Origin of the sequence: Sebaldella sp. S0638 (assembly GCF_024158605.1) — a bacterium.
GTDB lineage: Bacteria > Fusobacteriota > Fusobacteriia > Fusobacteriales > Leptotrichiaceae > Sebaldella.
The window spans coordinates 13,030-25,318 of sequence record NZ_JAMZGM010000011.1; the positions used below are offsets into that span (position 1 = coordinate 13,030).

Genomic DNA, 12,289 nt, shown 5'->3' on the forward strand with positions numbered 1-12,289 from the left:
TTTATATGTGAACTTTCGGTGAATAATAAAAATTTTTTTATTTACTGCTTTAAATAAAAAGAAGCTACCATTTCTGATAACTTCTGTATAAAAAATTAACTGCTTACTTCTCCAAGAGTAGCCACCATAACAGCTTTTATAGTATGCATTCTGTTTTCCGCCTCATCAAAAACAACTGAATTCTCACTTACAAAAACTTCATCAGTAACTTCCATTTCAGTGATCCCGAATTTCTCATACATTTTTTCTCCTGTTTTTGTTTTTATATCATGAAAAGCCGGAAGACAATGCATAAACAGATAGTCATCCTTGGCATTTTTCACAAGAGCGCTGTTTACCTGATATGGCTTTAGCTGTTCGATTCTGTCTTTCCATATGCTTTCATCTTCTCCCATTGACACCCATACATCTGTATATATTACATCACAGTCACTTACTCCCTCCTCTGGATTTTCAGTAAGCGTGATCATTCCTCCTGATTCTGCCGCCAGTTCTTTGGCCTTTTTCACCAGTTCCTCATTGGGGAAAAGCTCTTTCGGGGCAACAATTCTAAAGTCCATACCAAACTTAGCCGCGCCTATCATAAGAGAGTTTGCTACATTATTTCTTCCGTCACCCATAAATGCGAATTTTATTCCTGTAAGACTGCCTTTATGCTCAAGTATAGTCATAAAGTCTGCCAGTACCTGAGTAGGATGTGATTCTGTGGTCAAACCGTTCCATACAGGCACACCTGCGTATTCAGCCAGCGTCTCCACTATTTCCTGTCCGTATCCTCTGTATTCCAGCCCGTCATAAAATCTGCCGAGTACCCTTGCAGTATCCTCAATAGATTCCTTATCCCCTATCTGTGAAGTGGAAGGTCCTATATAAGTTACATTTGCTCCCTGGTCAAAAGCTGCTACCTCGAATGCACATCTTGTTCTTGTAGATGTTTTCTCAAATATCAGTGCTATATTTTTACCGCTTAATTTTTTCATTTCAGCATTATTTTTCTTATCTTCCTTTAGTTTTTTTGATAAATTCAACAAATACTCAAGTTCCTCTTTTGTAAAATCCAGCAGTTTCAAAAATGACTTTTTTTTCAGCATAAGCTCACCTCTTCTTTTCTAAAAATTTTATTTTTCAAATATATTCAGTATTTCTTCCATTTTTTCAATTGACTTGTCTATTTCTTCCAAAGTAACATTCAACGGCGGAAAATATCTCAAAACGTTATTTCCTGCGGGAATAAGAAGGAATTTATTCTCAAATGCCTTATTTGCAAAATCTCTCGCTGTTACGCTTTCATCCAGCTTTATCCCTATAAGAAGTCCTGTTCCTCTTATTTCTTCCACCAGTTTATATTTATCTTTTAATTTATTAAGTTTTTCTATAGCATATTCCCCTTTAGCCTTTACTCCTTCAATGACTTTATTATCCACAAGTTCCGTAAGAACATCATAGGCAACAGCACATACCAGCGGATTACCGCCGTATGTAGAGCCGTGGTCTCCGGGTACCATTACATCATTGGCTTTTCCTTTAGTCAGGCATGCACCGATAGGTACTCCTCCTCCCAGTGCCTTTGCTATAGTAACAATATCAGGTACTACACCTAGCTGTTCATAAGCAAATAATGTTCCCATTCTTCCCATTCCGCACTGAATTTCGTCGAATATCAAAAGAGCATTATTCTCATCACAAAGTTCTTTCAGAGCTTTCAGGAATTCAGGAGCTGCTGTTTGTATGCCGCTTTCCCCCTGAACAGGTTCCAGTATTACCGCACAAGTATTTTTATTTACCTTTGATTTCAAATCCTCTGTATCATTAAATAAACATTCTGTAACATTAGGCAAAAGCGGTTCGAAAGGTTCCTGATATTTTTTCTGTCCTGTAATTGCAAGAGAACCTGTACTTCTTCCATGAAATGAATCTTTCATGTAAATTATTTCTGTTTTATTTTTATCAATGCTGTTCCCGTATTTTCTTCCTATTTTTATAGCCAGTTCTATAGCCTCAGTTCCGCTGTTTGAAAAGAATACTCTTTCATGTTCGCTTAAGCCTGTAAGCTTTTCTACGAGCTTAGTCTGAGCATTACTGTGATATAAATTTGATATATGTATAAGAGTTTCCCCTTGTTTTTTCAAAGCATTTGCTATGACAGGATGAGCATGTCCGAGACAGTTTACAGCTATTCCCGATACAAAATCAAGGTATTCGTTTCCCTGATCATCATAAAGATACACACCTTTTCCTTTTACAAAACTTACATTAAACCTGTTATATACATTTAATAGCATATTTCCTCCTTAATTATCTAGTTCGTTATATTTTTTTACTGCTTCTCTGACATAAACATTCTGTACCTTAATTATCAGGAAGATCAGTCACTTTTTATCATAGTACCGAATCCTTCATATGTAAACAGTTCCAGAAGGATCGAATGTTTTACTTTTCCATTTAGTATTATAACATTTTTTACACCTTTATTAACAGCATTTAGGCAGGTATTTACCTTAGGCAGCATCCCCCCTGTGACAATTCCTTCATCTATCAGTTTTTGCACCTCTGCTTTACTTATTTCAGGTATCAAAGTTGATTTATCATTATGATCTTTTAATATACCGTCTACATCTGTAAGGAATAAAAGTCTGAATGCATTAAGAACTCCTGCTATTTCACCGGCTACATAATCTGCATTGATATTATAGGTATTTCCTTCGAGATCCTGACCTATTGATGATATCACCGGGATATAATCTTTTTCCGCAAGTATCTCTATTATTTCGGGATTTATCTTCACTACCTCGCCGACAAAACCTATATCCAGCTTCTGATCATCTTTTTCTATGTACTTTTTCTTGGCAAGAATAAGATTGCCGTCTTTTCCGCTCAATCCCACAGCTTTCCCGCCGTGCTTATTTATATCTGCCACGATTCCTTTATTCAGCTTGGCTGAAAGGATCATTTCCGCTACTTCCACTGTTTCAATATCACTTACTCTGTTTCCTTCCACAAACTCGGTTTCTTTCCCGAGTTTTTTCAGCATAAGATTTATTTCAGGCCCGCCTCCATGGATAATTACAGGGTTTATTCCTACATATTTCATAAGCACGACATCCTTTATGAATTCTTCCCTTATTTCCTCGTCTGCCATTGCACTTCCGCCGTATTTTATTACTACTGTCTTTCCGTAATATTTTCGTATAAACGGCAGGGCTTCTATTAGTATATCCGCTTTTTCATGATTGCTTATCATTTTTTCTCCTTTTTTATTTATGTATTATTTATGAAATTAATATTTTTTTATGTTCTGTAATCAGCATTTATTTTTACATAATCATAAGTGAGATCACAGCCCCATGCTGTAGCATCATGATTACCGTCGTTCAGATTAACTATAACTCCTACTTTTTCCTCTTTTAGTATTTTTTCCACTTCTTCCTCGCTGAATTCTATTCCCATGCCGTTTTTTGCCACCTGAATCATCTGATTTTCCCCTTTTATAAATATCTCAATTTTATCCACAATCAGCTCTGCACCTGAATATCCCACTGCACATAATATTCTTCCCCAGTTTGCATCTGAACCAAATACTGCTGCTTTAAAAAGGCTTGAAGTAACAACAGATTTTGATACTTTTTTGGCATCTTCCATTGTTCTTGCATTTTTTGCAGTTACTTCTATGAGCTTTGTTGCTCCTTCACCGTCTTTAGCTATAGATTTGGCAAGCTCTTTATTGACAAAATTGAGAGCTTCCTTAAAAGTCTTATATCCTTCACTGTTTTCATCAGTTATTTTTGTATTTTCGGCCGCACCGTTGGCAAGGATACCTGCCATATCATTGGTACTTGTATCTCCGTCTACTGAAACCATATTGTAAGAATCATCTGTACTTTCAGAAAATGCTTTTTGCAGCAGTTTTTTATCTATACTCACGTCTGTGACCAGAAATGCAAGCATTGTTGCCATATTAGGATGTATCATTCCGGATCCTTTGGCTATTCCGGCTATCGTCACTTCTTTTCCGTCAATATTCATTTTTACTGCTGTATTCTTAGGAAAAGTATCTGTAGTCATTATTGCTTCGCCGGCATTATGCCCTCCGTCTTCGCTAAGTTCGGCAACCACGCTTTCAAGCCCTTTCGTTACTTTCTCCATATCCATCTGCACGCCTATAATTCCAGTTGACTCTACCAAAACTTCTGCCGGCAGTAAATTCAGCTTTTCAGCAATTACTTCTGTCATTTTCTTTGCATTTATATAACCGCTTTCTCCTGTACACGCATTGGCATTCCCGCTGTTTACCACAATTGCCTGTGTATTTTCCGATTTTATATTTTCCATGTCCACAAGTATCGGTGCAGCTTTTACCATATTTTTCGTAAATACTGCGGCAGATACTGCTTTATATTCGCTATAGATCAATGCCAGATCTTTTTTCCCGCTTTTTTTCAGTCCCGCAGTAATTCCGGCGGCCTTAAATCCTTTTACATCTGTAATTGTTCCGTTCTTAATTACATCCATCCCTAATCCTCCTAAATTTATATATTATCCCAAAATTTACACTGTTAATTTATCATGCAGTTTTTAATATCAATGACCAGAATTCCACATCTATAAACTTTCCGAATTTATTTGCCGCTTCTTTAAAATGTCCTGTTTTCTTAAATCCGGTATTTTTATGAAGCTTTTTGCTCGCAGTATTTGTATTCGCCAAAACTCCGATTAATACATGAAAGCCTGCTTCTCTGCATTTTTCTATTAATGAGTTATAAAGCTTTTTCCCAGTTCCTTTTGTTTTCTTATCTTTATCCACATATACACTTGTTTCCAGCGTATTGTTATGTGATATCCGTTCTCTCCATTTTCTTACATAAGCATAACCTGTTACGATTCCCTCTTCTTCATGAACAATAAACGGATAACCGTATTCCAGCGTTTCCATTATTCTTTTTTCCATTTCTTTTATATCTATTTCCTCTGTTTCAAAAGTAACCATTGTTTCTTTTACATAATAATTATATATTCCGGCTATTGCTCCGGCATCGCTTAATCTTACACTTCTAATCATTTTTATCCCGCCTTTTGAGTTTAATTTTATACATACATAGACAGATAGTCCAGTCCTTCTGTTTCAGGAAGCCCGAACATAATGTTCATAGCCTGCACAGCCTGTCCTCCTGCACCCTTTATGAGATTATCTATTACAGACACTACTATTATTTTCTTTTTCTTAATGTCTGCCCTTATTCCTATCTCACAAATATTTGTATTTTTTATGTTCTTAATTTCAGGAAGCTCTTTGCTTATTCTTACAAAATAATCATCTTTGTAGAATTCCTCATATATCTTATAAATCTCTTCCTCGGTTATTTCCTCTGTCATATCCAGATACAGCGTGGAAAGTATTCCTCTGTTTATAGGAAGCAGATGTGGCGTAAAGATTACTGATGTTTCCTTTCCTGCCGCCTTTCCCATTTCCTGTTCTATTTCAGGTGTATGTCTGTGCATAAACAGATTATATGCCTTGAAATTTTCATTTACCTCTGTAAAAAGCGAATCTGTTTTTAATCCTCTTCCTGCTCCCGAAACTCCTGACTTGGAATCTACAATTATATTTTCTGTCTTTACCAGATTTTTCTTTAATAACGGTGCTGATGCCAGTATTGCCGATGTGGGATAACATCCCGGCGCAGCTATTATACTGCTTTCTTTTATTTTTTCCCTGTATAGTTCAGGAAGTCCGTAGACAGCCTGTTTATTTATTTCAGGGGTCTCATGTTTTACTTTGTACCAGTTTTCATATGTTTCAGAATCATCAAGACGAAAATCCGCTCCAAGGTCTATTACTTTTACTCCTGATTTCAACGCCTGCCCTGCGAGCTTTTCAGACATTCCGTGGGGAAGAGCCAGAAATAAAACATCTATTTCACTAAGTTTTGTTCCCGCTTCTTCCTGTGAGATAAGTTTCTGCCCGAAATATTTTTTATAGTTACCGTATACTTCTGAAATATCCTTTCCTTCATAGCTGTTTGAAGATATAAATTTTATTTCAGTTTCCTTATGCATATTCAGAATCCACAAAAGCTGCTGTCCTGCATAACCTGTGGCTCCTACCACTCCTACTTTTATCATTTTATTTCCTCCTGATTTTATTTTTATAAAAAAAGGAATCTTATGACAATTCATCATAAGATTCCGCATATATACTTATTTCATCTAGCATTTATAATAAAAGTCAACAGCTTTAGGGCCATTGACTAACATTACTTATCCATCTATCTCTATATATACAATGATTAAATTAGTCATGACAAGGGTATTTAATTCTAAAATTTCTTTCCCTTATCCTTCTTATAAATTTAATCATTGCACTCACCACTCTTTCTTTTATATTTTTATTATAAAAAAAGTATATCAGATTTTTTTCGAAAAATCAATATGTTTTGTATATCGATTTTTAATGAAATCATATATAAAAACAATTCTTAATTATTTTTGCTTCTCTATTTCAAGAACAAGCTTTATATTATCCTTTTCCAGCTGTGATAAAAACTTCTCTGCATTTTCCACATTGCTGTAATACCAGTCCTGCTTTGAGAAATACTTGTCCATATCCCCGCCTTTTTTGAAACTCATGTTGTATCTTGCATAAACTTCATTTCTCATTATTTTTAATTCTTCTTTTGATTTTTTAGAAAGCTCTTCTTTTGTAATCTCTCTTGTGGACATTTCCGGATATTTCCCCGGCATATAGAGCTCTCCGCTGTAATTACCGAATTCATAACTTTTCTTTCCGTTTTCAGTAACAGTCTCCAGTACTCCCCTTACATTTTCTTTGGTGTATATCATGAATTCTGCATTCATTCCTGAAACGACTATTTTATTTCCTTCTATTTTCACATTATTATAATTATCTACAATCAAATCCCATTTGTTCTTTTTAACATTATACTCTGCCCAATAAAGCTGTGCATATACTTTCCCTGCCGGTGTTACAATTATTTTGAGCGTAGATTCTCCCTCTGATTCGCCAAAGTGGTACTCACCTTTATATTTGGAGATATCACTGACAGTATCTTTCCTGAAATCTTTTAAGGTTACACCTTCTAAGTCTTCTCCTCCCCAGTAAATCTCCTCTGCACTAAATGCAGATGTAAATAATAATACCATTATACATATGCTTGCTGTAATTACTTTTTTCATTTCTTCTCCTTATATTCATATTATTTCTTTTACTGATGTTTATTCTGCCGCAATGTACTTTTTTATAAACTGTTATTTTCATTTCAGTTTTTCTTCAAGCCACTCTTTCAAAATCACAGCATGATTAAAAACAGTATCCTTTGCTGCGTATAACAAAATTACATTTTCCTTTTTTAATTTCTCTGATACCAGCTGTACGAATTCTTCTCTTTTGGGATTCATATTCAGCTCGTTCAGATATTTTTTCTTAAATATCTCAAAATTTTCTTCCTTATGACCGAATTCTTTTCTGATTTCCGGTGTCGGTGTAATCTCTTTAAACCATATATCATATTGGAGTTCTTCTTTTTTAACTCCTCTGGGCCATAAGCGGTCTGCCAGAATTCTGTATCCTTCCTGTATTTCAGAATCATAAACCCTTTCACATATAATGCTGTTCAAATCATATCACCTGCCTTATATTTTTATATCACAAACTCTGATTTTATTTGATTTTCATTTCTGTCTGTTTCAAAATATAATACTTTTTATTTTCAGTAATATTTACTTATAAGTATTCCTATTGATGTCACTGCCAAGAATAAAAATGTTCCCCCAAAACAAAAAAGAAGATTTCTGATACTGCTAAAATTTTTATATTCCGCATCACTGTTTGAAAGAAGTTTCTCTATTATTTCAAGATTACTGTTTAATTCTTCTGTCTGTTGTTTCAGAACATCTCTTCTCGGATATTTACTAAGTCCTTCTGTCGTGGAAGGTATTAAAATCCATAGTTTTCTATCTGTTTTCAAATAAACCAGATTATTTTCGGCAAATATTTTTTTTATCTGATAATATTTTATGTTCTGCATTTTCCCGTCTATAGAGAGAACTCCGTTTTCCGATGTTATCCTTATTCTTTTAAATATAGCAAATAGTATAAAAAACGCCATTTGTATAAATATAAACTGCATCAGCCACATAATATAATCATCCATAATTTCTTTTCCAATATCAGATAACACGGGTATTTCAACCTCTACTATAATTATTGTGAGAAATAAAAAAGAAATCAGAATAAAAGTCAGAATCAAAGGAGATATTATAAGTTTCATACTTACTGTTTCTATTGTAACTTCTCTTTCCCGAGCTGAATAACCAGAATTTTTGTGCGGAAGATATTCATCTGTTTCATATCTTCCCTTCTTCTGAGATTTACTTATAATAAAAAAAACAAATGTAAAAATCATAATCATTATTATAATCAATACCAATATAACCTGCAAGATCATTTAATTATTCCTTCCTGTAACACACTTATTAAAAATAATATAATTATTTATACATTTTGTCAATCATTTTAAAACTGCTATTTTATTAAATTTACAAACTATGGTCAAAATGATATACTAAATTTAAGAAATTAATTAAAAAAGGCGGTTTTAATATGAAAAATACTGTCCAATATAAAAATATTACATGTAAATCTGCTCTGAATAAAGTCAGCGGCGGTTTTCCGTATAAATGGGATCTGAATATATACAGAGGCTGTATTCATAACTGCAAATACTGTTATGCACTTTATTCCCACAAATATATAAATTCCAATTCAGATGACTTTTTTAATGAAATATATGTAAAAACCAACATTGTAGAAGAACTGGACAGACAGCTCAGTTCTAAATCATGGAAACACGAAACAATAAATATAGGCGGTGTAACGGACAGCTATCAGGCTGTGGAAGAACGCAATAAAATAATGCCTGAAATACTGAAACTTCTTATCAAACATAAGAATCCCGCAATTATTTCTACTAAATCCACACTTATATTAAGAGACTTTGATCTGATAGATGAATTATCAAGACTGACATATATAAATATCGCATCCACTATTACCGTTACTGACAAAAAAACTGCTTCCATGATCGAAACCAATGCTTCACCTCCGATGGAAAGATTCCATATTTTGAAAACTTTCAGAAAAACCAATGCTTCTGTAGGAATGCACACTATGCCTATTATTCCTTATATTACTGACAGTCTTGAAAATATTGATTCGTTGTTTTATTATGCCAAAGAAAGTGATGTTCATTATGTACTGCCCGGAATTCTTTATTTGAGAGGCGAAACGCGGAAATCATTTTTTAATTTTATTCTTCGGAATTATCCCGAACTCTATAAAGACATCTACATGCTTTATAATAATACTGAAAAAAGAAAAGAGTATAAATTTAAACTTTATCAAAATATCAACTCCGTAAAGGATAAATATTCTATTTCTTTTAGCTATACTAATCCAATGAAAGAAAAAATGAAAAGAAACCAAAAAGAAGATTTGCAGTTGAAGCTGTTTTAATCTATAAATATAGAAAGGATTTTTATGAAAATATTAAAAAAATTTCTGTCTGAAAGTGATAATACCAAACTTTCTGATACTGACAATTTCTGCGAGGAACCCGCCATACAAGAAGAAAAAGACATTCTGTTATATGGCAGCAGTGTAATTCTGAAAAAATATCCTACTATTGGCGGAACTATATCTTCTGTTGGATTTCACGGTAAAGACCTAAAACAAATATATTATATTCATATTAATGGTAAAAGTAAGACCAAAAGATATGCAAAGGATGATTTTATATTAGATTTAAAAGGAAGCTGGGGTTATTATCCGTGGTTTCCTGAAGACGGAGATCATTTTATAAGTCCGGATGATTTGAAAGAGTTTAAAAAACTGATACCATACGGCAAAATCTTTCAGTGTATGAATGATAATGGAAAATATGTTACACTTAAACATAAAAAAATGACTTTCAAAGTCAGAAGAAGTTTATATAAGATAATAAATAAACCTGAGTTAATAAAGAATAAATATGATTTCCCCTTTACTTTTGACGAAATTAAAATGAGTAAGATATCTCCTGTTAATTTATGGGGACATTACCTTGGTGATAAAAATGCTGTTTTCAAAGAATTTTCTTTAGCAGAACCTTATGAAACAAATACTGCTTTTGAAAATGGAGGAATATTTCAATGTATTGAAGAAGAAAAAGATTCTCTCTTACTAAAATATGATAAATACACATTCAAAACTAAACCCGAACTTTTCAGGCTTATTCCTGCTCCTTTATCTCACGGGGATATTGTTATTTTAAGAAATAATCCTGCAATTACCGGAATTATTACTGATATGTACTGGAATTACGTATGCAGAGAGTATATTTATATTCTTACAATAAATGGAAAAAGAAAAACACAAAAATTTTTAACAGAAGATTTTCTTCTGCGGTAAAAACTTCTGAATAACTGTAAATAAGAACTGAATTATATTTTTATGTTTATTTTAAAAGGAACTGTGAGAAATAGAATATACATTTCTTCAGTTCCTTTTTTAGTTTTTATATTATTTTTCCAGAATAATCTTAATTAATGATTTACTTAAAAATTCCAATATTATAATTTTTTACATAATTCGCTGCTAAATTAATACTTTATTTTGAAAATATCTGTTTCCAGTCATTTTTCATGCTTACTACATTCCATTTATATTTTTGTGCCCAGTTCAGGGAAATATTATCTTTTTCCGCATACTTAAACTCACGTTTTTCATCATCATGATTTATCAATATCTGAAGTGTCTTGTAATTTTTACTCTCAGGATTCATATTCTGACCGTTTTGTGAATAGTGAAGCATATAAATATCTCCCCCGCCCCCGATATTTCCTACTGCAATAACTGGTTTCTTTCCTATAAACAACTCTATGTTAGCCGGCTTTTCTTCCTTATCATTATTGCTGACCACTTCAGCTCCTCTTATAACTCTACTTTCATCAGTATTATAACTGTATTTTGGATAAGAACCTATTATATTTTCCGGAGAAATTCCGTATAATTTCTGACTTACAGCACGCATAAAATTTATATCTCCCCCTGAACAAATATATACTTTAAACTTATTTTCCTTCAAATAGTTAATTAATTCTATCTGCGGCTGATAAACTGTTTTATATATTGGTATATTTAACTTAGGATATGTAGTGCCGTAAATAAAGTCCGCTACTTCCTTCTCGAATTCAACAGTGTCTGTCCCGGTTTGTGTTTTTAGCACTAATTTTACAAGATCATTTTTATCCATATTTTCCAAATATTTTTTGTCATTATTCAGAATAGCTTTAAAAGGCTGTGCAGAAGCTAAACTTTTATCTGTTTCCGCCATCTTATTTACTTTATAAAATGAAAATAAAAGCTGAATTATCGGTTCTTCGGCCCAAAGAGTACCGTCATTATCAAAAACGGCTATTCTGTCCTGCTCCGGAATATAATCCGGACTTTTAGTATTGGTAATATTTTCAATGTAAGAAATTATATTTTTCTTAACAGCAGTATCATTCCAGCTCGGCAAAGGATCAGATGATTTACTGTAAGATATGGTAAATAAACTAAGAATGAATATAATCAGTAATATTGTTTTTTTCATATCAGTCTCCTCGTATATAATATATAAATAATACCATTCATAACCCGTTATTGAACCTGTAATCAATTGATACATTATACCCTGAATATATTAATTTGTAAATTAGAGTATTTAATTTTTATAAAAATATATTTATAACAATAAGAAACTAATAAATTAATTTATGCATAATTCACAATCACTTATCAAAATCCACATATTTGCTTCATCAAAGCCTGAAACAATCCCGCTTATTTTATATCCCGGATACAATGGTTTCCCATTACAGTCATCAATATCTGCACATCCCAGCATACTATCCAGAGCCAGTATAGCACCATGCGGATAAAAATATTTTATTGTTCCTGTTATTTTCTGACCTGTTAAATATTTCTGTTTCTCCTCATTCCATACTTCACGGTAAGGCAAAACAGCTTTCTCCCAAATATCTTCAAATTCAAATTTATTTATTTTCACACAGTCATTTTCTGTATCGACATATTGATCAGCAAGACAAGGTTCCAGACAGGATACTGATATCTTGTTTTTTTCATCTGTAATTATCTGCCTTAAAGCGCCGCCTTCGTCGTCAACTTCAATCCAGTATCTGCATCCTTCAAAATCTATAAAAATATACTTCATTTTCCCTGCCTTTGTTAATA

Annotated in this window: 13 protein-coding genes; 2 read left to right on the top strand and 11 right to left on the bottom strand. The window is 33.0% G+C overall.

Annotated features, from left to right (window positions below; genetic code table 11):
- Positions 1–95 precede the first annotated feature (95 nt).
- The 9 genes from argF to NK213_RS05000 all read right to left on the bottom strand — a co-directional run bounded on the left by argF (position 96) and on the right by NK213_RS05000 (position 8,444).
- A complete protein-coding gene (gene argF, locus NK213_RS04960) occupies positions 96–1,091 on the bottom strand; it encodes an ornithine carbamoyltransferase (RefSeq protein WP_253347326.1) in 996 nt (331 codons plus the stop codon).
- A 27-nt stretch (positions 1,092–1,118) separates the two neighbouring features.
- A complete protein-coding gene (locus tag NK213_RS04965) occupies positions 1,119–2,282 on the bottom strand; it encodes an aspartate aminotransferase family protein (protein WP_253347328.1) in 1,164 nt (387 codons plus the stop codon).
- 83 nt (positions 2,283–2,365) lie between these two features.
- The gene (argB, locus tag NK213_RS04970; RefSeq protein WP_253347329.1) at positions 2,366–3,241 is read right to left on the bottom strand and encodes an acetylglutamate kinase; all 876 of its coding nucleotides are present in this window, start codon (positions 3,239–3,241) and stop codon (positions 2,366–2,368) included.
- A gap of 47 nt (positions 3,242–3,288) precedes the next feature.
- Entirely contained in the window at positions 3,289–4,509 is a 1,221-nt protein-coding gene (gene argJ, locus NK213_RS04975; protein WP_253347330.1) for a bifunctional glutamate N-acetyltransferase/amino-acid acetyltransferase ArgJ, read from the bottom strand.
- Positions 4,510–4,561: 52 nt separating this feature from the next.
- Positions 4,562–5,056: a GNAT family N-acetyltransferase gene (locus NK213_RS04980; protein ID WP_253347331.1), complete on the bottom strand. Its 495-nt coding sequence runs from the start codon at positions 5,054–5,056 to the stop codon at positions 4,562–4,564.
- 26 nt (positions 5,057–5,082) lie between these two features.
- Positions 5,083–6,120, bottom strand: a complete 1,038-nt coding sequence (gene argC, locus NK213_RS04985; protein ID WP_253347332.1) for an N-acetyl-gamma-glutamyl-phosphate reductase — start codon at positions 6,118–6,120, stop codon at positions 5,083–5,085.
- Positions 6,121–6,477: 357 nt separating this feature from the next.
- Positions 6,478–7,191 (bottom strand): YARHG domain-containing protein, encoded by a 714-nt coding sequence (locus tag NK213_RS04990; RefSeq protein ID WP_253347333.1) that lies wholly within the window; start codon positions 7,189–7,191, stop codon positions 6,478–6,480.
- A 78-nt stretch (positions 7,192–7,269) separates the two neighbouring features.
- Positions 7,270–7,632 (bottom strand): DUF488 domain-containing protein, encoded by a 363-nt coding sequence (locus NK213_RS04995; protein ID WP_253347334.1) that lies wholly within the window; start codon positions 7,630–7,632, stop codon positions 7,270–7,272.
- 92 nt (positions 7,633–7,724) lie between these two features.
- Positions 7,725–8,444, bottom strand: a complete 720-nt coding sequence (locus NK213_RS05000; protein WP_253347336.1) for a hypothetical protein — start codon at positions 8,442–8,444, stop codon at positions 7,725–7,727.
- 173 nt (positions 8,445–8,617) lie between these two features.
- Here NK213_RS05000 and NK213_RS05005 point away from each other — a divergent pair, with 173 nt between their 5' ends.
- Both NK213_RS05005 and NK213_RS05010 read left to right on the top strand, forming a co-directional pair.
- Positions 8,618–9,529, top strand: coding sequence for a radical SAM protein (locus NK213_RS05005; RefSeq protein WP_253347339.1), 912 nt, complete (start codon positions 8,618–8,620; stop codon positions 9,527–9,529).
- Positions 9,530–9,553: 24 nt separating this feature from the next.
- Positions 9,554–10,462, top strand: coding sequence for a hypothetical protein (locus NK213_RS05010; RefSeq protein WP_253347341.1), 909 nt, complete (start codon positions 9,554–9,556; stop codon positions 10,460–10,462).
- A 199-nt stretch (positions 10,463–10,661) separates the two neighbouring features.
- Here NK213_RS05010 and NK213_RS05015 read toward each other — a convergent pair whose 3' ends face one another.
- Both NK213_RS05015 and NK213_RS05020 read right to left on the bottom strand, forming a co-directional pair.
- Positions 10,662–11,648: an HAD family phosphatase gene (locus NK213_RS05015; protein ID WP_253347343.1), complete on the bottom strand. Its 987-nt coding sequence runs from the start codon at positions 11,646–11,648 to the stop codon at positions 10,662–10,664.
- Between the two features lie 156 nt (positions 11,649–11,804).
- Complete coding sequence (locus tag NK213_RS05020) at positions 11,805–12,269, bottom strand: hypothetical protein (RefSeq protein WP_253347346.1); 465 nt, start codon at positions 12,267–12,269, stop codon at positions 11,805–11,807.
- Positions 12,270–12,289: the final 20 nt, after the last annotated feature.